Here is a 25,730-nt window from a genome sequence, read left to right as displayed (position 1 = left end):
CCGATAAATAAAAATCAGGAAAATCAATTTATTGATTTTCGGCTGCTCACCATAAAGCAGGAAAAACCACGCTTTTTCCTGCTTTGTCAGCAACCTAAGGGGCCGCTTGGCCCCTTTATTGTTGGTATCAGAAGCTCAGACCGACACCAATATACGGGCCATCGACCAAGGTGTTGTCACGACGTCCGTCCTTCCCTTCCATCTTCATGTAGCGATAACCCACATCCACGCTGAGCGGGCGGAAAACATTCCAACGCAGGCCACCGCTGGCCTCGTTATACGCCTTCACGCCGCTGGTCAGCGAATCCGGGGCAAAATAGCCTTCGCCATGCAGGCTGAAGTAACGGTTGATAGCCCAGTCCAGGCCGCCACCCAACGCCAATGCGCCGCCGTCACTGCCATCTTTCGGGCTTAGATACAACGCCTTCCCACCCACAGTGGCGGTCAACGGCCCCAGCGGCACACCGAAACTCAGCCCCAGGCTACCGACGTTGCCGTCATGATCGCTGCGCGCCCAGTTGCCGGTTATTCCCAAGCCAGAATTGCCGGTATCCTGGCCGAAACCAAGGTTGGTGTAATGCTGTCCGGCCTCGCCCGACAGGCTGAGTGCACTCGCTGCACCGGTCACAAACAACATACTTGCTGCGCAGGCGACCAAAGTTTTTTTCATCATCTATCCCTCTTGCTACTTCATCCATTACGAATGATATGAATTAACCCGTAATAATACCGTCACAAGTCTATACCAAAGCGCAGCCGGTCTTTAAGTGATAAATCCTTAATTAATCAAAGAAATGTAAATTTCTGAAAGCAAAAACCCCATTCCCTGAGGTAATGACAGCGATAACTCAGACCTATTTGCCGCAGGCGTCCAATAGGTCTACAACTAGTAATGGCATTGACCCAAGTCAAGGTGACAACGCCCTGCTAGATTATGATGATGAACACTTAATTCGCCCGAGTCTTCACTCGATTGCAATACGCTAAGGAGCAAGTGATGAGCAAGAAAGGATTAACTACCGCCGCCGGTGCCCCGGTTGTCGATAATAATAACGTGATCACCGCAGGCAAACGCGGCCCGATGCTGCTGCAGGACGTCTGGTTCTTGGAAAAACTGGCTCACTTTGACCGTGAAGTGATCCCCGAGCGTCGTATGCACGCCAAGGGCTCCGGCGCCTACGGCACTTTCACCGTTACCCATGATATTACCCAGTACACCCGCGCAAAAATCTTTTCTGAAATCGGCAAGCAAACCGATATGTTCACCCGTTTCTCCACCGTAGCCGGTGAACGTGGGGCTGCCGACGCCGAGCGGGACATTCGTGGTTTCGCCATGAAGTTTTATACCGAGGAAGGCAATTGGGATCTGGTGGGCAACGATACGCCGGTATTCTATCTGCGCGATCCGTTGAAATTCCCCGATCTCAACCACGTAGTCAAACGCGATCCGCGCACCAACCTGCGTAACACAACCTACAAATGGGACTTCTTCTCGCTGTTACCGGAAAGCCTGCATCAGCTGACCATCGACTTCAGCGACCGGGGTATTCCTAAATCCTATCGCCATATGCACGGCTTCGGCAGCCACACCTTCAGCTTTATCAATGCCAACAACGAGCGCTTCTGGGTGAAGTTCCACCTCCGCAGCGAGCAGGGTATTGAAAACCTGATGGATGATGAAGCGGAAGCGATTATCGCCAAAGACCGTGAGAGCTCACAGCGCGATCTGTACGAAGCCATCGAACGGGGGGACTACCCACGCTGGAAACTGCAAATTCAGATCATGCCAGAACACGAAGCCTCTCAGACCCCCTATAACCCGTTCGATCTGACCAAGGTATGGCCGCATGGTGACTATCCGCTGATCGACGTTGGCTTCTTCGAACTGAACCGCAACCCGGAAAACTACTTCTCGGAAGTGGAACAGGTGGCGGTGAACCCAGCCAACGTGGTGCCTGGCATCAGCTTCTCGCCAGACAAAATGCTACAGGGGCGCCTGTTCTCGTACGGGGATGCGCACCGTTACCGTCTGGGGGTCAACCACCATCAGATCCCGGTTAACAGCCCAAAATGCCCGTTCCACAACTATCACCGTGACGGTGCAATGCGCGTGGATGGCAACAGCGGCAACGGAGTAACCTACGAGCCGAACAGCTTCGGTATGTTCCAAGAGCAACCGGACTTCAGCGAACCCCCGTTGAGCATTGAGGGCGCTGCCGACCACTGGAATCACCGTGAAGACGATGATTACTACAGCCAGCCACGCGCGTTGTTCAACCTGCTGAGTGCCGAAGAGCACCAACGCATGTTCACCCGCATCGCCGGTGAACTGTCGCAGGTACCGGAGCAAATCCAACGTCGTCAGGTTGAATTGTTTACCAAAGTGCACCCGAATTACGGTGCCGGCGTAGCCAAGGCGTTAGGTCTGAAATAAACTCCGCTTCAACGCTCAGGCCGCCTGAAGGCGGCCTTTTTTATTGAGCCGAAAGCTGTTCCGCCGCCCATTGCTGCACCTGACGGCGCGAGATCTTGATACCCCCGGCCTTCAACTCTTTCGGCATCGCCAACAGCGCCATTGGCCGCTGGAAATTCACCAGCCGCTCCTGCGACCAGGCCAGCAGTTCCTCCAGCGAGAGAGGCTCCTCACTGTCGATCACCGCCACCGGCCGTTGGCCAAACTCGGCATCATCGACCGGCACCACCACCACTTGTGAAATCTGCGGATGGGCCGACAATACGCGCTCAATATCCTCTGGTTGAACACCTTCACCACCGCTGAAAAACAGGTTGTCCAACCGGCCGATAATTCGCAGCTCGCCCTGCTCCATGACGCCACGATCGCGGGTATGGAACCAGCCCTGATCATCGACGATCGGCGACAAGCGTCCCTGCAGCCAGTATCCCAGCGCCAGACTCCGCCCGCGGATCCACACCTCTTCATTCACCAATTGAATTTCCCGACCTGCCAGCGGTAGCCCAACGCCTGGTCGTGCATCGGCACGCTTGGCACATACCGTGGAAGCCAGTTCCGTCAGGCCATAGCCACACCAACAGCGGATACCCACAGCCTCTGCCTGTTTGGTCAGTTCTACCGGGATCATCGCGCCCCCCAGCAGCACTTTTTTCAGCGTCAGAGCCGCCAGCGGTTGTGCCAGCAAGCGCCAGAGCTGGGTCGGCACCAAGGATGCATGAGTACAGCCCACCAGAGCATCGGCCAACGGATGCATCTCACGTACCATCAGCGCGGCCCCGGCAAGCAGCCAACGCCAGACAATGCCTTGTCCGGAAACGTGAAACAAAGGTAATGACAGCAACCAGCGATCCTGCGCCTGGAAATCCATCAACTGCAGTACGCCTTCGGCACTGGCCAAATGACCGGCGTAACTGTGCGCGACCGCTTTCGGCCTGCCGCTGGAGCCGGAGGTCAGGGTCAGGGTCGCCAACCGCTGAGGGTCCCAGAGCGGCGGATTCAGCCAGCGGGATTCGGTAGTCGGGGGATTTAAACGGATGATCCTGGCCGGCAAAGCCGGTAGTTGATCCGGGCTGAAGGCAAAATCGATATCCAGCTCGGGCAACAGCGTCGCCAACAGAGAAACGGGTAACGCCGGATTCAGCGGCAGCAGCCGCGCACCGCACTGCAACAGCGCCAGATAGGCCAACAACAGTGGGTAACTGTTCTTGCCGCACAGCGCAACGCCACAGCCCGGCTCAACCCCCTGGTGCTGAAAATTCGCCGCCAGTTTGTCCACCTGACGCCGTAACACCAGCCAACTCAACGGCTGATGGCCGACAATCAGTGCCGCCGTCTGTGGCCGTCGCTGCGCCCAATGTCGCCACGGCCAGTCATTTAACTGCGCCATAAACACGCCAGCGCTTGCTGATTCAGTAACGGCAGCTTGCTACCCGGCCAGCGCCGCAGCAATTGAGCCTGCATCAAGCTCAGCGTATCGAGCCCAGGCACGGTGGTCGGCGTCAGCCAGTGCGCAATGCGCGCCAACTGCGTCAGCCCCAGGCTGGATTCAATGCTGGAGCTGATCACCGCCGTCAACCCCACCGCATGAGCCTGCTCCACCAACGAGCGGCAACGGGTCAGGCTGCCGACCAGCGTCGGCTTAATCACTATCGCGGCCACGCCCGGTTCCGCCTGCACCACAAAATCCGCTTCACGCACGCTTTCGTCCCAGGCGATGGCAATGCCCGTCGCCTGAGCGAAATCCCGCGATTCATCACGGGTTTTGCAAGGTTCTTCCAGGAAAGCAATGCGCTCGCGCAGCGCCGGGTTGACATATTTGGCAAACCCGTCAGCTTTGGCGCGCGTCCAACTGCGGTTGGCGTCCAGCCGCAGCCTGAGATCCGGCAGAGCCTCCAACAACACGTTGACTATCATGCCGTCACGCACCGCTTCATACAACCCAACCTTCACCTTGGCGACCTTCTCACCCGGCAAAGCGGTCAATACCTCGAACAGCTCATCTGGGTCACCGGTGCACAGCGGGGCTTTTCGGTAATCAGCCTGCTGCGGCAGCCGCTGTTCCAACTCCGCCAATGCGCAGCTGGTACCAAACGCCACTGAAGGCAACGGGCTTTCGGGCACTAATCCCCCACCTTGCCAACTCTGCAGCCAGCTCAGCGCCGCCTGCTCGGCCTGCACCAGCGTTTCCTGGCTAAACTCCGGCAGCGGCGCGATCTCGCCCCAGCCTTCTTGCTCACCCTGCTGCAGATGGATCAGCAAGCCATCACGAGTTTTTAACCTCTGATTACGCAGCACCACACCAGCGTCCATAGGCAGGCTGTAACGGTAAAGGGCCGCGTTACGGGGGCTTGTATTCATTACGGATTACGCTTGAATTTGCTGAAGTCTGGCTGGCGCTTTTCGTTAAACGCGTTGCGCCCTTCCTGACCTTCGTCGGTCATGTAAAACAGCATGGTGGCATTACCCGCCAATTCCTGCAGGCCGGCCTGACCGTCGCAGTCAGCGTTCAGGGCCGCTTTCAGGCAGCGCAGCGCCATCGGGCTGTTCTGCAGCATTTCGCGGCACCAGCGCACGGTTTCTTTCTCCAGATCGGCCAAAGGCACCACGATATTGACCAGACCCATGTCCAAAGCCGCAGCGGCATCATACTGACGACACAGGAACCAGATTTCGCGCGCCTTCTTCTGACCGACGATGCGCGCCATGTAGGAAGCGCCCCAACCGCCGTCAAACGAGCCGACTTTCGGCCCGGTCTGGCCGAAAATGGCGTTGTCCGCCGCAATGGTCAGGTCACACATCATATGCAGCACGTGGCCGCCACCGATTGAATAGCCGGCCACCATCGCCACTATCGGCTTCGGACAGGTACGGATCTGGCGCTGGAAGTCGAGCACGTTCAGGTGATGTACGCCGCTGTCATCCTGATAGCCGCCGTAGTCGCCGCGGACTTTCTGATCGCCGCCGGAGCAGAAGGCTTTGTCACCGGTGCCGGTGAGGATAATAGTGCCAATGCCGTCGTCGTAACGGGCATTGGACAGCGCTTCAATCATCTCTTTTACCGTGTGCGGGCGGAAGGCGTTACGTACCTGTGGACGGTTGATGGTGATTTTAGCGATGCCGTCGCTGGACTTGTGGTACAGGATATCCTCGAAATCACCGGAGCAATCCTGCCATTCGATGGCGGCATACAATTGTTCTTCATTTGGATAGAGCATATTCGGTTCCTTTAACCAGGGTTATCGAGAAAATTGCGCAGCTCGACGGCGAAGTCCTGCGGATTGGCCAGGTGCGAGTTATGCCCGGCCTGCGGCACGATGCGTAACGGCAGCCCGGCGTCGCGCGCCAGCTGTTGAAATTTGTGATCGTCAGCGCCACATAGCACCACCAGCGGCACCGCCAGTTGTTGCAGTTGCGGGGCAAGATAAGGCTGTCTGCCCAGCGAAGTGGCTTCCAGCATGTCCGCCACGGCCGCGCCGCTGTTGTCAGAACGGGCGTCGATCAGCGCATCGCGGTGTACCACGCTGAGATTGGCGAACACCGGTTGTTGATACCAGTCGGCCAGCACCTCGGCGAGAGGTTCACTGCGAAAACGCTCGGCCCAGGCCACATCATGCGCCAGCCGCTGTTCGCGCAGTGCTGCGTCGGCCAGCCCCGGATTGCCGCCTTCAATAATCACTCCCTGCAGGCCCCGGTTTTCACCGTAGCAGGCGTGATACATGGCAATGCGCCCGCCGAGCGAATAACCCACCAGCCAATAGCGCTCGATATTGTGCATCTGCAATGTCGCGCTGATCTGCGCACTGATATCGTCAAAGTGGGTACAGCTGACCGCAACCGAATCACCGTGACCGGGCAGGTCAATTGCCAACGACGGCCATTCAGGGCAGCGAGTAGCGATCACTCGCCATTCATTATTATTACCCAGCAAACCGTGTAACCAGATTAGCCACGGCCGATCGGCCTCACCCTGCTGCAATACTTTTGTTGCCAGCATCATTGCTCCGCCATCTGTTGCACCAGATGCTGCAGCGTTTGTGCGCCATCACTCGGCGGCACCTGCAGCTCAATCAACGTGGCGCCACTGTGGCGCCAGCCCTGTTCCACCGCCTGCAACAGCTGCCCCCAATTTTCCGGGCAAGCGTAAGCCAGCTTGAACATCGCTGCCGCATGGCTGAACTCCACGTCCTGCGGCATGCAGTAGAACCGTTGCCGATCTTCTTCCGGCGTTGGTAACAGTGAAAAAATCTGACCGCCGTTGTTATTAACCACAATCAGCACCGTCGGCGCTGAACATTGGCGTAGCAACGCCAGCGCATTCAGGTCATACAGTGCGGATAAATCCCCCACCACCGCCAATGTCGGTTTGGCTGTCGCCCGCTGTACGCCTGCGGCAGTGGAAATCAGACCGTCGATGCCGCTGGCACCGCGGTTGCTGAATACCGGATAACCGGTCGGCAAGCGGGTCAACGCATCAATCAGCCGTACGATCAGGCTATTACCGAGGAACAGTTGGCCGTTTTCCGGCAGCAGTTCCGGCAGGCGATGCGCCAACTGCGCCTCACCAAAACGGTTAACCAAATGGCCGGAGACGGCATCCAGTGCGTTGCCCGCCAGCGTCGTCAACTCATCGGCCCACGGGGTACGCGGCTGTGCCGGGTGCAGTTCAAGCCACTGAGCCACGCTGGCACGAACGCGACGTCCACGATGTTGCGCCGGATCGAGCCGTCCCGGTAATTCATCGATTAGCCAATACTCTTGCGGCTGGCACTGCTCTTGCCACTGCAGTAGGCGCTTGCCGGTCAGGCTGCTGCCGAACTGCACCACCAACTGCGCATCATCCAGCAGCTTTTGCGCCTGCGGCTGAGCCAGCCATAAATCGGCGCAGGGCAACGGCTGTCCGGTCTGAGACAGCACGTCGCCAATCAGCGGCCAACCGAGCAGTTCGGCCCATTGGGCCAGTTGCTCGCCCTCTTGCGCGCTCATGCGCCCCGCTACTATCACGCCGCGCTTTTGCCGCCAGAAGAACCAGTCCGGTTGTTTGAGCACCTGGTGTGGATCCATTTCACGCAGCCAAGGGTGGCTGCCTTGCCACCAGTCGCCGAGCGTCGCCGACCAGTCGGCATACTGTTGCTCATCACCGCCGTACAAGGGTTCGGCAAACGGACAGTTAATATGCAATGCCCCATGCTGCAGGCGCGCCATTGCGCTGTCGACGGTTGATACCAGCCAACTGGCGGGGATATCCGTCGTCGGCCGCGGCAGATCAATACTCAACGTCGGGTGACTGGCATACAGGCCATTTTGGCGGATCGCCTGATTGGCACCGCAGTCGATCAGTTCTGGCGGACGGTCGGCGGTCAGAAACACCAGCCGTTCACCGGTCAGCCCGGCTTCGATCAAAGAAGGGTAAAGGTTGGCGGCGGCGGTGCCGGAAGTGACGATCACCGCCACCGGCTCGCGCGACGCCTTCGCCAGGCCTAGTGCCAAATGGCCCAGCCCGCGTTCATCAAAATGGGTATGGCAGATAAAAGACTTGTTAGCCGCCGCAGCCAGCGTCAGCGGCGTAGAACGCGATCCCGGAGCGATACAGACATGCCGTACTCCATGGCGAGCCAGCGCTTCCAACAGCAACGCCGCCCACCGGCGATTAAAAACACTTGTCGACATAATTCGCTCACAAGTCGGTTAACTGAATCCGCCTCTCGCACCCGCCTGGCAGCGGCACGCCGAGAGTGATGTTCTGCATTATATGAGTAGTTATCTTTACGATTTTTGCGCCAGCGCAAAAACGCCGTATATCCCGGTGACTTTATGGTAGACAATTAATTGATTTAGAACAAAAAATAAACATAAAAATCACAAGCAGTTTACACCCGCCGCTTCATTCACTCAATAAATCCGGAGCATATGCAGGGAAATTCAACGCAATGGTTCTGGCAGCAATAAAGTCAGCAGCCCGGCGGCCTTGTTTTCGATTTCCTGCCACTCTGCCGCCGCGTCAGAACCGGCCACAATGCCGGCTCCGGCATACAGGCGTAATTCCTGGTCGTCAATTTGCGCGCAGCGCAGCGCTACACAAAACTCAGTGCGAGAGGAGGACAGATAGCCGGCAGACCCGGCGTACCAGCCACGGGGGAAAGGCTCATGTTGCAGGATAAACTCACGCGCCGCCTGACGCGGCAATCCGGCCACCGCCGCCGTAGGCTGCAACCGTTGCAGGCAATCGGCATCGTCGTTATCGTTGAGCCGGCCTTCAATGCGCCGCCGCAAATGCTGCACCTTACGCAAGCGCACCACTTCGGGCGGCAACACATCCACCGCATCGGCACCACCTTGCAGACGCTGGCAGATATCATCCACCACCAGCAGATTCTCATGCTGATTCTTGCCGTCCTGCAGTAGCCATTGCGCCAGCGCCTGGGCTTGCTGTCGGTCGGGATGATTGGCGACGGTGCCCGCCAGCGCTTCGGTCAGCAGACGATGGTCATTTCGCAGATACAGTCTTTCCGGACTGGAACCGAGGAAGGCGCTGTGCGCATCAAAGCGCAGCATATAGTGATAGCAGCGATGATTGACCCGGCGGCTGGCATCCATCATCGCCGGTGCCGACAGTGGGCCATCCAGAGCCAGTAAGGTACTGCGCGCCAGCACTACTTTTTCCATCTGCCGCCCGTTGATGGCCTCTAAGGCCTCACACAGCATGGCCTCCCACCCGGCGCGATCCGGTTGATGTTGTATCCGACTCACCTGCGCCTTTAATGGCGCGATCGGCTGGGCCATCGACAGTTGTTCTAGCCAGCGGCCGGCCAACGCCGCATCGTCGCGCAACGAACTCTCGGAAAACAGATTCAGCGTTAATTGTGTCTCACCGTCACGGCTGAGGATTTCCAGACGCGGCAAAAATAAATATGCCGCGCCGTCAAAAGCATTCAGCCCCCATACCCGCGCGCCCTGATGTGCCCTGAGAAAGGCCAGCGCCTGCTGTGGCCGAGTAAACCGCCGCAGCGCACCGCACACGGCGACCTCTTCATGCCCATCGCGGTGATGCCAGTAAAACTGTGGGAATGCCGGTTGCACCGCCAGCCATTCCAGCAAGTTGGCGGCTAACGATGCCGGAACGGGAAGTGAAACCTGGCGGAAACCACCCTCAGAGGGCAAAGGTTGCTCAAGCTGCCGGCGTAACCGCCTCAGCAATGGCGAAAGTTGTTCCACGACCACCTCAATAACCAAGCTTAATGTAGGGAATTATACGGCAAATCAAAGCACAGCGGCGGAAAAATAGCGTCACTAATCAACACCCCGGCGAAAAATAGTTTATTAAATCTAAACAATTAGTTCAAAAAACGCCAGGTACAGCATTGTGCGGCTATACTGAAAAGGCATGTTCCTGCCTGCTAAAAACCCACGCCAGATCTGCCCGGCGCAAAAAACAGGATATTCACGATCTCCCAGCGGTTACACCGGCTGCCCTTTGGGTCAGATGTAAGGAGCCTTTTTTTGAAAGAAATATTAATCAATTGGTTAAAAAAGAAACGCAAAACAACCAAAGTAAATTCGTTGCCTGTCCGGCGTGCCAAAGGTGAGCCGGAACCGACAGTTGACACCATCAAGGCCGAGCTGTTTTCTGTCGACCAAATGGAGCGTTATGGCCACCGCCTGGCACGTTCACACAAGCTGGCGACACGCAAAACTCCCTACTATTTGCTGAAGCGGCTGGACGATAACGAACGCGTTCTGGCGGAAAGTTGCCATCAGCTCAGCAACGGCAAGAAAGCCAGCATGACGCCGGCCGGCGAATGGCTGCTGGACAACTACTATCTGATCGAAGAACAAATCCGCGTTGTACGCCATCATCTGCCTAAAACCTTCGGTCGTGGTCTGCCCCAACTGGGCACGCCACATAACTGTCCGCGCATCTATGACATTGCCGCCGAAGCCATAGCCCACGGAGATGGCCGCTGGGACGCCGAAAGCCTTACGCGCTATATCGCCGCCTATCAAAAAGAAGCCAATTTGACGCTGGGCGAGCTTTGGGCACTGCCCGGCATGCTACGCCTGGCGTTGATTGAAAACCTGCGACGCGTCAGCATTGAGGTGGCTCAAGCCCAACAGGAGCGTAACCTGGCCGACAGCTGGGTGACTAAAATGCTGGAGGCAGCGGAGAACGATCCGGCCAACCTGATCGTGGTGATTGCCGATATGGCGCGCTCCAATCCCCCACGCACCAGCGCCTTTGTCGCGGAACTGGTTCGTCGCCTGCATGGCCACGGCACCATGCTGGCGCTGCCGCTCACCTGGGTCGAGCAACGTCTGGCAGAGGTCAGTCTGACGTCGGATGAATTGATCTACCGTTTTAACCAACAGCTCGCCGTCAGCCAATTGTCGGTCAGCAACAGCATTTCCGGCCTGCGCCAGCTCAGCGAAATGGACTGGGCCGAGTTTGTCGAAACCATGAGCCAGGTAGAGCAAACCCTGCGTCAGGATCCGGCCGGCGTTTACCCGTTGATGCACTTCCACACCCGCGACAATTATCGCCACGTGATTGAGATGCTAGCGCGGCACTGCCCGCACAATGAGGTGCAGGTCGCCCAGCAGGTACTGAATATGGTGCGCGTGGCGGCAGAAATTCCGTCCAGCGATCCCCGCTGCAACCACATCGGTTACTACCTGATTGACGATGGCCGCCCGGAGCTGGAGCAGCAGCTTGACGTACGTCTGGGCCGAATTACCCGGCTGCGCCATGCGTTAAGTCAGGCTCCCCTGCTCTCCTGGCTCGGCAGCCTGAGCCTGATTACTACCGCCTGCTGTGCAGAACTGCTGCGCCACGCTTACAACACCGGCATCAGTTGGGGACTGGCGCTGTTGTTTTTCCCCATGGCGATCGTCATCAGTCAATTCGTACTCAACCTGCTCAGCGAGGTCACAACCCGCAGCCGCACACCGCAGCCGTTGCCCAGGCTCGACTTCTCCTGCGGTATTCCCGCCGAATTCCGTACTCTGGTGGCAATACCGACGTTAATCGACAGCAAAAGTGGCATTGATAAGTTAATCAATGCCCTTGAGGTTTGTTATCTGGGCAACGCGATGAAACACCTGCACTTTGCCCTGCTTACCGACTTTATCGATGCCCCCCAGCAGCAGCATGCCGATGACGTTGCCCTGCTCGATTATGCCAGCCAACGGATGATGGCATTGAACGCACGCTACCCCTGCGAAGGCCCAAGCCACTTTTTCCTGTTTCACCGCAACCGCGAATGGAACGAAAAACAGGACGTGTGGATGGGGCTGGAGCGTAAACGCGGCAAACTGAACGCGCTGAACGACTGGCTGCGCAACCGCGGCAACGCCTTCTGTACCCAGATTGGCGACGGGCTGGAGGTGCTGAAAAACGTCAAATACGTCATTACCCTGGACAGCGATACCGTCCTGCCGCGGGAAAGCGCTCACCAGTTAATCGCCGCCATGGCGCATCCGCTCAATCAGCCGCAGTATGACGCCCGTCTGCAGCGGGTGGTGGAAGGCTACGCCATCCTGCAACCGCGCATGGCCGAAGAGATCCCAAGCTATGGGCAAGGTCGCTATGCCGCACTGTGCAGCAGCACGCCGGGTAATGACCCCTATACCCTGATGGCGTCGGATATCTATCAGGATTTATTTGGCGAAGGCTCGTTTATTGGCAAGGGCATCTACGACGTGGATGTGTTCTCGCACAGCATGAAGGGCACCTGCCCGGCAAACCTGGTACTGAGCCACGACCTGCTCGAAGGTTGCTACGCCCGCTCAGGCCTGTTGAGTGACGTCCTGTTGTACGAACAGTATCCCTGTAACTATCTGGTGGATGTCGCACGCCGTACCCGCTGGATCCGTGGGGACTGGCAACTGCTCAACTGGCTGCTGCCACGGGTGAAAACCGCCGACGGCACCCGCACCGCCAATCCACTGAGTACCCTGTCGCGCTGGAAACTGTTCGATAACCTGCGCCGCAGCCTGACGGCATCCAGCCTGTTACTGTTGCTGTTTTGCGGTTTCGTCTGGCTGCCGAATACCCGCTATTGGCTGGCGGTGTTCGCCATTATTCTGCTGCTCCCCACCCTGCTGGCACTGCTGCAAGATATTGTGCGTAAACCACCGCGCAGACCCTTTCTGCAGCACCTGCGGCTGGCGCTGAACGGCTCGCTGCACCGCTTGGCACAGGTTGGGCTGCGGCTGGCGACGTTACCGCATGAAACGCTGTACAGCCTAAAAGCGATTATGGTCACCCTCTGGCGGCTACTGGTCACTAAACGCAATCTGCAAGAGTGGGCCAGCTACGATCAATCCAAAGCCCGTCAACAGGTCACGCTGCAAAACTTCTACCGCGCCATGTGGATTAACCCAGTGACGGGCCTGACGTTACTGTTTTTCACCGTTCTGCATAACCCGATGGCACTGGTTATAACGCTGCCCCTTGCCGCCCTGTGGATCCTGGCTCCCTTGCTGCTGTACTACCTCAGCCACGAACCGCAGCGCAGTCAAACCGCAATTAATGACGAACAGCGGCGCTTCCTGCGTCATACCAGCCGCCAGACCTGGGACTTCTTCAATACCTTCGTCAACCAGCAGGAGAACTGGCTGCCACCGGATAACTATCAGGAGGTACCAGAACCGGTGGTGGCGCACCGGACGTCACCAACCAATATCGGGCTGTCGCTATTGGCCAACCTCACCGCCTATGACTTCGGCTATCTGACGCTCAGTGAAGCGCTGCGGCGCATCGAGTTGACGCTCAATACTCTGGACCGCATGGAACATTATCGCGGCCATTTATACAACTGGTATGACACCCGCACGCTGGAGCCGCTGACTCCGCGTTATATCTCCAGCGTCGACAGCGGCAACCTGGCCGGCCATCTGCTGACGCTCAGCGCCGGCCTGCCGGCTTTGGCCCAAAAACCGGTCATTGACCCGCAACGGATACTGGCCGGGCTGGGCGACAGCCTGCAATTGCTGGAGCAACACTGGGGTGACGCCGCACCGAAAAACCTGCCTAAACTGCGCAACCATTGGGAGCAGGCGCGCCACTGCCATCCCGTCGCGCTGCTGGCAGAGCTGAATGCCATGCGCAATTACAGCAATGGACTGCAGGAACCGGCGCTGAATCACGATGAGGAAACCCGGCGTTGGGCCGGTGCGCTGCATCAACAGCTCAACGAACTTTGTAGCGAATGGGCACAGTGGTTTGGCTGGCTGAGCGATGGACAGTCAGAGCTGGAGCAGGTGCCCAGTCTGCACTGGTTGACTAATCCACCGGTTTCATTGGCCCTGTCGGTCGATCAACAGGGCAAGCTTGACACAGCGACTGCACTGGCACAGGAACGACTGACCCAGTTGCACAGTCTGCAGCAACGGCTGGAAAAAATGGCGCAAATGGACTTCCACTTCCTGTACGACGAATCGACCCACTTGCTGACCGTCGGCTTTAACTGCGATCAAAACCGCATGGACGAAAGTAAGTACGATTTGCTGGCCTCAGAAATCCGCCTGACCAACTATGTCGCCATAGCGACCAACCAGGTTCCCCAACGCAGTTGGTTTGCGCTTGGCCGCCTGTTCACCCTGATCGACCATAAAGCAGCACTGATGTCGTGGAGCGGGTCGATGTTTGAATACCTGATGCCACAGTTGGTGATGCCCGCCTACCCTGACTCGCTGCTGGTACAAATGTGCCGGGCAGCGGTGGAACGACAGATTGCCTGGGGCAAGGAGCGCGGCGTGCCCTGGGGCATCTCCGAATCCGGCTATTTTGGCTTCGATGCCGATCAAAACTATCAATACCACGCCTTTGGCGTGCCAGGACTAGGCCTGAGGCGCGGGTTGGGTGACGATATGGTGGTCGCCCCTTACGCTACGGTGATGGCGCTGATTGTTGACCCGGAAGCTGCCTGCAATAACCTGGTCACGCTGGAGCAAAATGGCGCCAAAGGCCGTTACGGTTTCTACGAAGCGCTGGATTACACCACCGCTCGCCTCAGCCGTGGCCAGCTGTACGTGATTATCCGTTCTTATATGGCGCACCATCAGGGCATGAGCTTCCTGGCCCTGTCGCACCTGCTGTTGGATGCGCCGATGGTCTCGCGCTTTGCCGACTATCCGGCGTTCCAGTCGGCACGTTTGCTACTGCAGGAACGGGTGCCGGATGCGGTTGAGCTGTACAGCGCCCGCCGCCACTTCGAAACGCACGAAGGCACCATCACCCCGGCCAGCTTCGCCGCACGCGAATTTAACCGGGTGGACACGCCGATCCCGGAAGTGCAGCTACTGTCCAACGTCAATTATCACCTGATGTTGACCCAGGCCGGCGGCAGCTACAGCCGCTGGCAAAACCTGGCGCTGACCCGCTGGCGCGAAGATGCAACCTGTGATAATTGGGGGGCATTCTGCTACCTGCGCGATCCGCAAACTGGCGAGGTATGGAGTAATACCTGGCAACCGATAGGAGGGGCTGCCAAGGGCTACAGCGCCGTGTTCAATGATGCCGGCGCCGAATTCCAGCGCCAGCAGGGGGCGCTGTCGGTGAAAACACAGATCGTGGTCTCACCGGAAGATGATATCGAGCTGCGTAGGATGACGTTGCTCAATCGCGGTAAACAACCGCGTACCATCGAAATCACCAGCTATGCCGAAGTGGTGCTGGCACCGGCGGGTAACGATCTGGCTCATCCGGCGTTCAGCAATCTGTTTGTACAAACCGAACTGCTACCGGATCAGGACGCCATTTTATGCCACCGCCGCCCGCGTGAACCCAAGGAAAAATGCCCGTGGTTACTGCATATGATGACGGTACAGGGACGTTCCAGCCAAACGTCGTTTGAAACCGATCGCGCCAGGTTTATCGGTCGTGGCCGCACCCCGGCCAACCCACAGGCGCTGTATCAAAACACGCCGCTGAGCAACAGCGCCGGGCCGGTCATTGATCCTATCATCGCTATTCGCCAACGCGTGGTGCTGGAGCCAAATGTCCCGCTGACACTGGATATCTTCTACGGTGTCAGTGAGGACCGCGCCAGCGGCCTGGCGATGCTGGAAAAATACCGCGACCGTCATCTGGCGGATCGCGTGTTTGAACTGGCCTGGTCACACAGCCAGGTAGTACTGCGTCAACTGAACGCCAATGAGGAAGATGCCAACCTGTTCAACCGTCTGGCCAGCGCGGTAGTGTTCCCGGCACAGGAAATGCGCGCCGCCAGTAACGAGATCGTCCAGAACCGTCGTGGCCAGTCAGGGTTGTGGGGACACTCGATCTCCGGCGATCTGCCAATTGTGTTGCTGACCGTCACCGACGGCGAAAATATCGAGCTGGTTCAACAGTTGATCCAGGCACACAATTACTGGCGCCTGAAAGGCCTGCAGGTCGATTTGGTGATCCTTAACGAAGATGTCGGCGGCTACCGCCAGGAACTGCAGAACCAGATAATGGGCCTGATCGCCGCCGGCATGGAATCCACCCAAACCGACAAGCCCGGCGGTATCTTCGTACGCACCAGCGAGCATATGTCGCCGGAAGATCACCGGCTGCTGCTCAGCGTGGCACGAATTTATCTCGACGATCGGCGCGGCGGACTAACCGAACAGCTCAACCAACGCCTGCAACTGCCGCAGGTTCTGCAACAACCGCTGTCGCCGGTCACCGCCTCGTCGAAACTGGCAACGGTAGATAATCTGCCGCGTAACCTGCATTCGCCGCAGTTGCCCGCCATCGACGCCCTGCAGTTCTATAACGGCCTAGGCGGCTTCTCGGAAGATGGCCGTGAATACGTCATTGCGATGAACGAAAGCAAAATCACCCCGGCCCCCTGGTCAAACGTGATGGCCAACCCGATGTTCGGCTCGGTAATTTCGGAAAGCGGACAGGCATACACCTGGTATGAAAACGCCCACGAATACCGACTGACTCCGTGGGATAACGATCCTGTCTGTGACCGCAGCGGGGAAGCCTTTTATTTACGTGACGAAGAGAATGGTCACTTCTGGTCACCGACACCGCTGCCTGCCCGTGGCCGCGGCCACTATCTGACCCGTCACGGTTTCGGTTATAGCGTGTTCGATCACCGCGAGAATGGCATCGACAGCCAGTTCAAGGTGCTGGTGGCCAAAGAGGCACCGGTAAAACTGTTCCTGCTGACGCTGACCAATACTTCCGGACGCACACGCAAGCTGTCGGCCACCGGCTATGTGGAATTTATCCTCGGCGATCTGCGGCAGAAATCGGCCATGCACATCGTCACCCAGGCGGCTACCCTCGATATCGGCTGCGGCATCCTGGCCACCAACCACTACGGTAGCAGCGGATCGGAACGAACGGCTTTCTTCGGCGTAACCGGTGTGCACTGTTCTGTCAGTGGCGATCGGCGTGAATTCATTGGCCGCAACGGAACCTTAACCAATCCGGCGGTGCTGAAGCTGCGACGGCTGTCCGGCAAGACCGGCGCGGGCATGGATCCTTGCGGTGCGGTTCAGTCAGCCATCAGCCTGATCGACGGCGATCAGCGCAGCTTTGTCTTCGCTCTGGGCCTTGGACAAAACGCCGATGAAGCCGAAACGTTGCTGCAAAAATACCTGCGGGAAGACAGCCTGCAGGATGAACTGCAGCAGGTCGCGGCACACTGGGACGCTATTCTCAACAAGGTGCAAATAACCACGCCACAGCCGGCCGTCAACCTGCTGGCCAACGGCTGGTTGCTGTACCAGACCCTCTCGTGCCGCATTCAGGCACGCAGCGGTTACTATCAATCCGGCGGGGCCTTTGGCTTCCGCGATCAATTGCAGGATACGCTGGCGCTGACCCATGCCGCCCCCGAACGCCTGCGGGAACAGATCCTGCTGTGCGCCTCACGCCAGTTTATCGAAGGCGACGTACAGCACTGGTGGCATCCGCCGCAGGGCAATGGCGTGCGCACGCGCTGTTCGGATGACTATCTGTGGTTGCCGCTGGCGATTTGTCACTACCTGGACGCCACTGACGATGAAGCCATTCTGGAAGAACTGGTGGGCTATCTGGAGGCACGCAAACTGGCACCGGGCGAGGAGTCCTCTTACGAACAACCGGCGCCAAGCGCGATACAGGAGACTCTGTACCAGCATGGCGTGCGGGCGTTGAAACACGGGCTGACCTTTGGTGAACATGGCCTGCCGCTGATGGGAGCCGGTGACTGGAACGACGGCATGAATATGGTCGGCCTGGAGGGCCGCGGTGAGAGCGTGTGGCTGGGGTTCTTCCTGTTCCATATTCTGCAGCGCTACGGCGAACTGGCGCAGCGTCGCAACGATACCGGGCTGGCCGCACAGTGCCGTCAACAGGCCGCCACCTTGCGCGAAAACCTGCGCAATCACGCCTGGGATGGCGAGTGGTACCTCCGGGGTTATTTCGACAGTGGGGAACCACTGGGTTCCCATGAATCGACAGAGTGCCGCATCGATGCCATCGCCCAAAGTTGGTCGGTGCTGTCCGGCGCCGGTGATGAGCCACGCAGCCTGCAGGCGATGCAATCGCTGGATAAACATCTGGTCGACGACCAGGCCGGGTTGATCAAACTGCTGACGCCGCCGTTTGACGGCAACGGCCCGAATCCGGGCTATATCCGTGGCTATCTGCCCGGCGTGCGCGAGAACGGCGGCCAGTATACCCACGGCGCGGTTTGGGCAGTGATGGCCTTTGCCGAGATGGGTAATATTGAACGTGCCTGGGAGTTGATGGCGTTGATCAACCCGATCAACCACAGCCTGGACAGCACCGCCGCCGAACGCTACAAGGTCGAGCCTTACGTGGTTACCGCCGATATTTACGCGGTGGCACCCCATGTTGGCCGTGGCGGCTGGAGTTGGTATACCGGCTCCGCCGGCTGGATGTATCGGCTGATCGTCGAGTCACTGCTGGGGTTGAAACGCCATGGCAGCAGACTGACCGTAAACACCCGTCTGCCGGCGGACTGGCCGCAGGTGACACTGAATTATCGGGAAGGCGGCAGCGAGTATCAACTAACCGTCCGTCAGGGTCAGGGAGTGGCCCAGGTGGCTATCGACGGTGAAATACAGCCGGAGGCGGTGATAACGCTGGTAGACGATGGAAAAACCCATCAGGTGGAGGTGACGCTGGGTCAATAAACATCGGGGCGCGGCAGTGGCCGCGCCCAACTTCCAGGGAGCTTATTTACGTGACAGCAGCAAGCCCATCACCAGACCGACCGTCGCACCAATACCGACGCTGTGCCATGGGTTTTCACGCACGTAACCGTCGGTGCGGCACACCGCGCCCTTGGCTCGCGCATAGTAGGACTCGGTAGTATCAGCCAGTCGCGACTTGACCTCACTCAATGCCTCTTCGGCATGTGACTTGATGTCGAGATAGGCCTGATCGGCGCGATCGCCGGAGTACTTCAACACTTCTTCCAGCGTGTCGCTCAGCATTCTCAGATCGTCATCGAGCGTGGTTTGATCCCTATCCGTATTTCTCGCCATGTTAAGTTCTCCGTGTTTAAAAATGATACGGTCCTTAACTATAGACAAGGATCGCCGCTCTTCGCCATCAGACTATTGGCTAAAATCAGAACACCAGTTGCACTTTGGCCGCCTGACTCTTGTCACCGGCAAAGGCCAACGCCTGCGCCAGTTGCTGGTTATCAAACTCGGCAGAAAGCAGCGGCAGTGGATTGACTGTCCCTTCCGCCAACCAGGCCACCGCCAAATCAAATTCTTCAACAAAACGGAACGAGCCCAGTAAGTTCAACTCTTTGGCGATCAGCAACATCAACGGGAAATCCGGGAAACTGCCACCCATCCCGACCTGCACGACAGTGCCCCTGGCACGGGTGACTTCCAGACAGCGCTGCAACGACGACGGATGGCCGGAGACTTCAAAAACGATATCAAAGTACCCCTTTTCCTGCTGATAGAAACTAAAGTCGTCATTACCGGCATGCAGACAACGGGAGCACATTATCCAACTGCTGGCCTACCCGAGCGCCGGGTTGATCCTCACCGATTCCGAGCACACCCTGCGGGCGGAAAAATACCTGGCGGCAGCTAAAATCCCGGTGGCGCAGGTGATGGATCTTGAAGGGCCCGAGGGGCGGATCGCCGTAGGGTTTGATAACTATCAGGCGGGTTTTGACATGACCGAAGCGCTGCTCGCCAGCGGTAAACGCCAGGTGGTTTACTTTGGCGCCATGTCCGACGCACGCGACACCAAACGTTTCCAGGGCTATTGTCGGGCGATGGAAAATCAGGGACTGACACCACGGCAAATCACGTCTCGTCGGTCTCGGTCGGCTCCGACATGCTGGCGATGGCCCGCCAGCTCTACCCCGACCTGGACGGTATCTTGTGTACCAATGACGATCTGGCGGTTGGCGTGCTGCAGGCGTGTCTGCGGCTCGGCTTGAAGGTGCCACAGGACATTGCCCTGTCAGGTTTTCACGGTCTGGATATTGGCAAGGCCACCACGCCGGGCATCGCCAGCGTGATCACCCCAAGGTTTGATATGGGCAAAGTCGCCACAGAGATTTTACTCAAACGGATTAAAGGGGTGCCGTGCATCGAGCGCGTTGACCTGCACTACCGCATTTCACTCGGCGGCACCATTTAAATCAGCGGTTAACATGCTCGGTAACAGCACCCGTTTGTTTGGGTTTCTCATTGCGTGCCGCCAGCCAAAGACCGCTGTTTTTCATCGCGTAGCCGAACACCAATCCCACCACCAGGGACAGGGTCACCAGCGGCCAGTCGCCACCACCGGCAAAGGTGGCACAGGCGCCAATAAAGGTACCGGGCACAAACCCCAGCCACTGCTGTTTTGCCTGAATGCACATCAGGAAAGCCACGGCACCAGTCAGCAGGTAACCGAGGATGCTCAAGCCAGGGGCCAACTCGCTGCCGTGAATAATCACCATTGCCCAAAATACCCCGCTGCCGCAGGTCAACAAGCTTATCAACAACCCTTTCAACCCACCCTGCGGGCAAGCAAAATAGGCCGTACAGCCGAGGAAACCGGCCCAGCTAATCAAGCCCAGGCTGACGGCTACCCAACCCCAAACGCCGGAGAGGATCCCGGTTGTCACAGCAATGGCAAAGATAACGTTCATAAACCGACCCGCAGCAGAGAAAGCGCGCAGTTTACTCGAAAACAGGCATTTTTATGTGATAAATCTCACATAAAATATGTAATGAGAAAATTGAGAATTACATTAATGTGGAATTTGTCACAAAAAAAACCAGCGTGGCAAGCACGCTGGAAATGACACACAACAACACCAGGGAAATCGGCTCGCTACATTGCGCAGCGAGAACATATTTATTTCAACGTTCAGTCAGCAAAACTTCAGCTTAAAAGAACAACAATATTTCAGCGCGGGAAGCCCACACGGGTCACCATAAAGCTCAAAATCAGGCACACCACGGCACTGACCATAAATAACAGGTTGACCGCCAGATGCAGGCTGGCATGGTCGATCACTACCCCCAACAGGATAGGTACCCAGTTGGCGATATAAGCAATAACATAAAATAGCGAAATCAGTCTCGCATGGCTGGCCTTTGGCGAAATCAGATTCACTAACGTAGCGCTACCGACAAAAATTGCCCCGTAGGCGTAACCTGCAATCACCATACCGGCACTGGCCAGAGCCAACGAGTGAATTTGAATCGCTTCGGCGAACACCACCACCGACAACGCCTGTGCCAGACAGCCAAACATCAGCGAATGGCGCGCATTAACGCGACGACTCAGGATTTGGCTGATACCGGCGATCACCAGGTAAACCGCAATCACGTAACCATAAATACCACGGCTATGCATGCCCAACAGCTTTTCCGACACGCTGGGGCCAATCGCCAAAATGCTGGCAGCCACCGCCCAACAGATAAACAAGGCACCAGCACACAGGAAGAACTTGCCACCGGTCGCACGCAGTCCTTCAGCCAATGAACTTTTTTCCGCTACGCTATCAGCCGCCGTCGCCCCACTTAACGGCGCGACCACAACATCAACCGGCCATTTCAGCATAACGCCCAGCGCGGCCACTGCCGCCACCGCCATAATGATAATGAACGGCAGCGAAGTGGTATGGAACCCGGTTTGCAGCGCCACACCGCTGAAAATCGGCCCCAACGCCAGACCGGTGGTAAATGACAGCGTGGCAATCAGCGCCGCATTTTTACCGCCGTCTTTCGGCCCAAAACGTACCAGCGCAATATTGGCCGCTCCGGTTAATGCCCCGGTGCCGATCCCGGCCAGCAAACGCGCCATAAACATCATCAGAAACGAATCGGCCATCGAGAACAGCAAAGCCCCGGCCAGCACCACCAGCAACGCTGGCACAATCATGCTGCGCAGGTCTTTGACCTTGCCGGCCATGTTGCCCACGCCGAACAGAGAGATAAGTACGCCGGCGGCATAGGCGCCATAAATGACTGTCAGGCTGACCGAGCTTAACGCCAACTCATGTTGATAAAGCGGATAAAGCGGCGTCGGCGCACTGCTGTTGAGCAATGCAGACATTAATGCCAGCGCTAAAAACAGCAGAATGGCAAAATGCGACGTGCCCGAATTCGCTTTAGCCGCTTCATCAACAGCTACACCTTCAGACATTTTTCTCTCCCGAAACAATCTGGATAAACGCTAAGCCCTGAAACCAAACTCATCAGGAAACGCGGCTATCATACCTTTCGGGTATAACCGTCAAAATAGCCAAGAATGCATCATAGTGATTCATTAATGCATTCTATTGAATGCAGAATTACACGGCTTCAGCCTTGGCGACCTTCGCCGGAGCGCGTTTCAAAATAGCCAGCGCGCCGGAAAGAATAATCAGCGCCATGCCGCCCGCGGCAATATAAGACAGTTTCTCGCCAAACAGCAGATAACCGAGCAGCGTGGAGAAAATGATGGTGCTGTAGGACAGAATACTGACGATTACCGCATTGCCGCTGCCATAGGCACGGGTCATGGTGATTTGCCCCAGGCTGCCGAACACGCCGATAGCGCAGACGCACAGTATCATGGCGCTATCAAGCGTAGTGAACCCCACCACCGTAGTCATCACTGCCCCCACCACCGTACCTACCAGCGAGAAGTAAAACACCACCCGCAACTCGGGTTCGCCTGTGCGCACAAGCTTGCCGACGTTAAAATAGGCCAACGCAGTCAGCAGGCCGGAAAGCAGGCCAATCAGCGTGGCGGCATACTCACCGTTCGGCGTATCGGGCCGCAGCAACACCAGAATGCCAATAAACCCCAGCATTACCGAGAACAGCAGCTTGCCGGTCAACTGGCCTTTGGCGGTGACAAAGGCGATCACCGACTGAAAGATGGGGTTGGTGTAGCCCAGCGTGGTGGCGGTGGCGATCGGCAGATGGATCAGCGAGTAGAAGCCACAGTACATCGCCGCATTGCCGATGGCGGCACGCTTCATATGCAGGCCCAGATGCCGGGTGCGAAAACCGAGGTTTTTAACCTGAATTAACGCGGCAACGATCAGCACGTTAATCACAGAACGATAAAAAATGATGTCGAAAAAGCCGACCTTGGCCGAAGCCAGCTTGATACTGGCCCCCATCAGCGCAAAGAACCCGCTGGCGACAACCATCCACAAAGCAACCATGATTTCCTCAGTGTGCCGCCCCCACGGGCAACAAAAATAAAACGGGGCGAATCTATTCGCCCCCTACGGCGACAGCACCGCAGTATGAAAGATGACGGGCTATTATTCGCCGGCTTTCACCGTCAAGGACTGGTTATCGGCACAGGCGAAGAACACCAGCATTTCGGCACCCTTATCGCCGGAGACGCCCTGATGCACGATATCTACCGTATCGGTAAAGGAGTCGCCCTGCTTAAAGGTGTGCTTCACACCGGTTTTCTTTACCGTCAACGAAACGCTACCGCCGGTCATATACACCGCGCTGATGCACGGATGGGTATGCCAGGCCAGAACCTTGTTCGGTTCCACGGTGACTTTCAGCATGGTGATCTGCGGGGCACCGGCCGGATAGTGCTGGTAAGGCGATCCCTCCCACGAGGTCTCGGTTTTCAGCAGGGTTTCTTTGGTAATGCCTTCGCCGTGATCGTCAGCGGCCTGTGCATAGCCCTGAAATGCCATCATTAATGCCAGAAGTGTCAATTTATACATCGTTATCGCTCCATGACTACTGTAAGTAAAATAGAATGGCGTGATACAAAGGATAATAATGACGACTCCCGCAATAACAGGGCTACGCCCTTACAAGCCTTTGATACGCTGCTCGTATTCTACGATGCTCTCGGCATAGTAGCGATTAGGTGCCACATGATTTCCCACCAACACTTCTATCAGGAACGGGCCTTCGTGCTCAGCCGCCGCGACCAGTGCCTCGTCCAGCTCTTCCAGCGTCGCCGCTTTGGCGGAGGACACCCCCAGACTGTTGGCGAAAGCCTTCCAGTCGTGGTTTGGCAATGCCGTGTAGTCCGCCGATACCCCACGGTTCTGCAAGGTATCTATATGCATCGCCCCGTGTGCACAGTTGTTCATCACCACAAAGGTCATTTTGACCTGATAACGGGCGGCAGTCTGGATCTCCATACCGTGCATCAACATGCATCCGTCACCGGTCACCACCACGCAGTCGCGGTGCGGTGCCGCCAGCTTGATGCCAATGCCGGCACAAATCGCCCAGCCCATAGGTGCCAGGGAACTTGAGGTGTGGTAATCACCGCGCCCACTGGCCAGCCAATGGTGCGCCATAAAGATACGGTGCGCGCCGGAGTCTACCACAACGTTGGTATCCGGGCTCATCCGGCTGCGAATGCGTTTGATGGCGTCACCGGGGTACATATTGGCTTCACCCTGGGCCAGCCGCGCCTGCAAATCGGGCTGCTGTTGCTCCAACGGCAGTTGGCGCACCTGTTCAAGCCAGCCATTGCGCAGGCTCTTGATAGCAACCAGGTGCGCGTCATCGTCGCTGACCGCATCCAGCAGGTGCCGCAGCGTATCGGTCAGGCTGGAGAAAATCTGCATGTCCGGCTGATAATGCGAACTGACCTTGTCGAAATCCTCATCGATCACCACCAGCGTTTTGGTGCCATGCAGCCGTGGATTCCAGTTCAGGCTGTCACGCTGGTTGAGATCGCAGCCCAACACCAGCAGCACATCGACCTCGTCGCCATTGATGGTTTCCACCGCACGGGTGTGACCGGCAAAACCATACAGCCCCAACGCCAGCTCGTGCCCTTCGGGAAAAGCGCCCTTTCCGGACAGCGTAGTGGCCACCGGCAAACGGTATTTCTCCGCCAGGCGCAGCAGCAGTGCGGCATCCAACGGATTATTCATGCGATTACCCACCAGGCAGGCAACGTTCAGTCCGCGCAGCAGATAATCATCCAACATCTGCTCCAGCGCCTGTTGGTCGATCGCCGCTTCACGGCACTGTGGCGTACGCTGTGGGCTGGCTTCATAATTGCCTGCCACCGCTTTCTTTTGCATATCGACCGGCACGCTTAAATAGGCACGGCCTTTACGCTGGGTGTTCAGGCAGGACAAACTGCGCCGCAGCTCGTGCTGCAACGTAAGGTTATTTTTCACTTCTATCGCGGCGGAAAGCAGCGGTTTGACGATAGTCAGCTCATCAATGCCGCTATTGCTGCCGTCCTGGAAAGCGCCCTGCGCTTCATGATAAGTGGCGATACCGCCGGCCAGATACAGCACCGGGATTTTATCTGCCTGTGCCGCCGCCATCGCCGGCAGGAAATTCATGGTGCCGGGGCCGGAGATGCCCAGACAAACGCCAAACTTGCGGGTGGCACGGGCGTAGCCGTCGGCCATAAAGCCGCAGGCGGTTTCATGAGCGCCGACGATGCCGCGAATGGCTGAATGTTCAATGGATTTAATCAGTGGGTACACCAGCTTGCCGGGTACCAGGAATATGTGCTGAATGCCGCGTGCTTCAAGCCCCTGGATAATCACATCAGCGTTTGTTTGCTCCGCCGCTTTCGTGCCGGGCGTTGCAATAACTCTGACACCATCCGCAGTTGCCAGTGCTACGGGGGTGTATAACTTCTCTGCGTGAGACTCCATTTTTAATGTCCAGTCGTGGTTGGCCAACCTGATTCAGAGTCGATCCCACCAGGCTGTTAGCCAACAGAGACAGGCTCTCATGCGTATCTGCTTTCGCGTTTAGAGTGACATTGGCACAAAATGTGCGCCAGATCACAGCATAAACGTTGATAAGGATAAAGATTGTCGGGTAAAAA

At 57.4% G+C, this 25,730-nt stretch carries 15 protein-coding genes and 2 pseudogenes; 3 read left to right on the top strand and 14 right to left on the bottom strand.

Annotated elements, in window-relative coordinates; translation table 11 throughout:
* Positions 1 to 127 precede the first annotated feature (127 nt).
* Positions 128 to 670: a YfaZ family outer membrane protein gene (locus ACUTSU_RS09620; protein WP_445650731.1), complete on the bottom strand. Its 543-nt coding sequence runs from the start codon at positions 668 to 670 to the stop codon at positions 128 to 130.
* A 327-nt stretch (positions 671 to 997) separates the two neighbouring features.
* Between ACUTSU_RS09620 and katA the strand changes: the two genes are divergently transcribed.
* Positions 998 to 2,434, top strand: coding sequence for a catalase KatA (katA, locus tag ACUTSU_RS09615; RefSeq protein ID WP_445650297.1), 1,437 nt, complete (start codon positions 998 to 1,000; stop codon positions 2,432 to 2,434).
* Between the two features lie 40 nt (positions 2,435 to 2,474).
* Here the strand turns inward: katA and menE are convergent, their stop codons facing one another.
* From menE to menF, 6 genes are all read right to left on the bottom strand, one after another.
* A complete protein-coding gene (gene menE, locus ACUTSU_RS09610) occupies positions 2,475 to 3,860 on the bottom strand; it encodes an o-succinylbenzoate--CoA ligase (protein ID WP_445654090.1) in 1,386 nt (461 codons plus the stop codon).
* Positions 3,848 to 4,831: an o-succinylbenzoate synthase gene (gene menC / locus ACUTSU_RS09605; protein WP_445650295.1), complete on the bottom strand. Its 984-nt coding sequence runs from the start codon at positions 4,829 to 4,831 to the stop codon at positions 3,848 to 3,850. Before menC ends, menE begins: the two co-directional genes overlap by 13 nt.
* Positions 4,831 to 5,688, bottom strand: coding sequence for a 1,4-dihydroxy-2-naphthoyl-CoA synthase (gene menB, locus ACUTSU_RS09600; RefSeq protein ID WP_445650294.1), 858 nt, complete (start codon positions 5,686 to 5,688; stop codon positions 4,831 to 4,833). Before menB ends, menC begins: the two co-directional genes overlap by 1 nt.
* Before the next feature lie 11 nt (positions 5,689 to 5,699).
* Entirely contained in the window at positions 5,700 to 6,470 is a 771-nt protein-coding gene (gene menH / locus ACUTSU_RS09595) for a 2-succinyl-6-hydroxy-2,4-cyclohexadiene-1-carboxylate synthase (protein WP_445650293.1), read from the bottom strand.
* Positions 6,467 to 8,140: a 2-succinyl-5-enolpyruvyl-6-hydroxy-3-cyclohexene-1-carboxylic-acid synthase gene (menD, locus tag ACUTSU_RS09590; RefSeq protein ID WP_445650292.1), complete on the bottom strand. Its 1,674-nt coding sequence runs from the start codon at positions 8,138 to 8,140 to the stop codon at positions 6,467 to 6,469. Before menD ends, menH begins: the two co-directional genes overlap by 4 nt.
* A gap of 252 nt (positions 8,141 to 8,392) precedes the next feature.
* Positions 8,393 to 9,685: an isochorismate synthase MenF gene (menF, locus tag ACUTSU_RS09585; RefSeq protein WP_445654089.1), complete on the bottom strand. Its 1,293-nt coding sequence runs from the start codon at positions 9,683 to 9,685 to the stop codon at positions 8,393 to 8,395.
* Between the two features lie 285 nt (positions 9,686 to 9,970).
* Here menF and ACUTSU_RS09580 point away from each other — a divergent pair, with 285 nt between their 5' ends.
* Complete coding sequence (locus tag ACUTSU_RS09580) at positions 9,971 to 18,613, top strand: GH36-type glycosyl hydrolase domain-containing protein (RefSeq protein WP_445654088.1); 8,643 nt, start codon at positions 9,971 to 9,973, stop codon at positions 18,611 to 18,613.
* 42 nt (positions 18,614 to 18,655) lie between these two features.
* Here ACUTSU_RS09580 and elaB read toward each other — a convergent pair whose 3' ends face one another.
* Both elaB and ACUTSU_RS09570 read right to left on the bottom strand, forming a co-directional pair.
* Positions 18,656 to 18,967, bottom strand: a complete 312-nt coding sequence (elaB, locus tag ACUTSU_RS09575; RefSeq protein WP_445650289.1) for a stress response protein ElaB — start codon at positions 18,965 to 18,967, stop codon at positions 18,656 to 18,658.
* 85 nt (positions 18,968 to 19,052) lie between these two features.
* Positions 19,053 to 19,436: pseudogene (locus ACUTSU_RS09570) on the bottom strand (zinc-binding dehydrogenase); the annotation flags it as partial.
* Here ACUTSU_RS09570 and ACUTSU_RS09565 point away from each other — a divergent pair.
* Positions 19,429 to 20,093, top strand: a pseudogene (locus ACUTSU_RS09565) (substrate-binding domain-containing protein); the annotation flags it as partial. The pseudogenes ACUTSU_RS09570 and ACUTSU_RS09565 overlap by 8 nt on opposite strands.
* A gap of 1 nt (position 20,094) precedes the next feature.
* Here ACUTSU_RS09565 and ACUTSU_RS09560 read toward each other — a convergent pair.
* From ACUTSU_RS09560 to ACUTSU_RS09540, 5 genes are all read right to left on the bottom strand, one after another.
* The gene (locus tag ACUTSU_RS09560; protein WP_261118155.1) at positions 20,095 to 20,589 is read right to left on the bottom strand and encodes a DUF1097 domain-containing protein; all 495 of its coding nucleotides are present in this window, start codon (positions 20,587 to 20,589) and stop codon (positions 20,095 to 20,097) included.
* Between the two features lie 260 nt (positions 20,590 to 20,849).
* The gene (locus ACUTSU_RS09555) at positions 20,850 to 22,094 is read right to left on the bottom strand and encodes an MFS transporter (protein WP_445654087.1); all 1,245 of its coding nucleotides are present in this window, start codon (positions 22,092 to 22,094) and stop codon (positions 20,850 to 20,852) included.
* Between the two features lie 148 nt (positions 22,095 to 22,242).
* Positions 22,243 to 23,106 carry a DMT family transporter gene (locus tag ACUTSU_RS09550; protein WP_445654086.1) on the bottom strand — a complete coding sequence of 288 codons (864 nt, stop codon included), beginning with the start codon at positions 23,104 to 23,106 and terminating at the stop codon, positions 22,243 to 22,245.
* 102 nt (positions 23,107 to 23,208) lie between these two features.
* Complete coding sequence (locus tag ACUTSU_RS09545) at positions 23,209 to 23,634, bottom strand: cupin domain-containing protein (protein ID WP_445650286.1); 426 nt, start codon at positions 23,632 to 23,634, stop codon at positions 23,209 to 23,211.
* 90 nt (positions 23,635 to 23,724) lie between these two features.
* Positions 23,725 to 25,554 (bottom strand): thiamine pyrophosphate-binding protein, encoded by a 1,830-nt coding sequence (locus tag ACUTSU_RS09540; protein WP_445650285.1) that lies wholly within the window; start codon positions 25,552 to 25,554, stop codon positions 23,725 to 23,727.
* Between the last annotated feature and the right edge of the window lie 176 nt (positions 25,555 to 25,730).

This window comes from Serratia sp. NA_13 (assembly GCF_052691735.1).
The sequence above is the reverse complement of the archived record's forward strand: the minus strand, read 5'-3'. Positions and strand labels throughout refer to the sequence as shown.

What these genes read in the sequence shown, in the direction of transcription:
- menC (WP_445650295.1), bottom strand. Translation starts at nt 4,831, where the DNA reads ATGAATACAAGCCCCCGTAACGCGGCCCTTTACCGTTACAGCCTGCCT.
- menE (WP_445654090.1), bottom strand. Translation starts at nt 3,860, where the DNA reads ATGGCGCAGTTAAATGACTGGCCGTGGCGACATTGGGCGCAGCGACGG.
- ACUTSU_RS09620 (WP_445650731.1), bottom strand. Translation starts at nt 670, where the DNA reads ATGAAAAAAACTTTGGTCGCCTGCGCAGCAAGTATGTTGTTTGTGACC.
- elaB (WP_445650289.1), bottom strand. Translation starts at nt 18,967, where the DNA reads ATGGCGAGAAATACGGATAGGGATCAAACCACGCTCGATGACGATCTG.
- menH (WP_445650293.1), bottom strand. Translation starts at nt 6,470, where the DNA reads ATGATGCTGGCAACAAAAGTATTGCAGCAGGGTGAGGCCGATCGGCCG.
- menB (WP_445650294.1), bottom strand. Translation starts at nt 5,688, where the DNA reads ATGCTCTATCCAAATGAAGAACAATTGTATGCCGCCATCGAATGGCAG.
- ACUTSU_RS09560 (WP_261118155.1), bottom strand. Translation starts at nt 20,589, where the DNA reads ATGAACGTTATCTTTGCCATTGCTGTGACAACCGGGATCCTCTCCGGC.
- ACUTSU_RS09555 (WP_445654087.1), bottom strand. Translation starts at nt 22,094, where the DNA reads ATGTCTGAAGGTGTAGCTGTTGATGAAGCGGCTAAAGCGAATTCGGGC.
- katA (WP_445650297.1), top strand. Translation starts at nt 998, where the DNA reads ATGAGCAAGAAAGGATTAACTACCGCCGCCGGTGCCCCGGTTGTCGAT.
- ACUTSU_RS09545 (WP_445650286.1), bottom strand. Translation starts at nt 23,634, where the DNA reads ATGTATAAATTGACACTTCTGGCATTAATGATGGCATTTCAGGGCTAT.
- ACUTSU_RS09550 (WP_445654086.1), bottom strand. Translation starts at nt 23,106, where the DNA reads ATGGTTGCTTTGTGGATGGTTGTCGCCAGCGGGTTCTTTGCGCTGATG.
- ACUTSU_RS09540 (WP_445650285.1), bottom strand. Translation starts at nt 25,554, where the DNA reads ATGGAGTCTCACGCAGAGAAGTTATACACCCCCGTAGCACTGGCAACT.
- menD (WP_445650292.1), bottom strand. Translation starts at nt 8,140, where the DNA reads ATGTCGACAAGTGTTTTTAATCGCCGGTGGGCGGCGTTGCTGTTGGAA.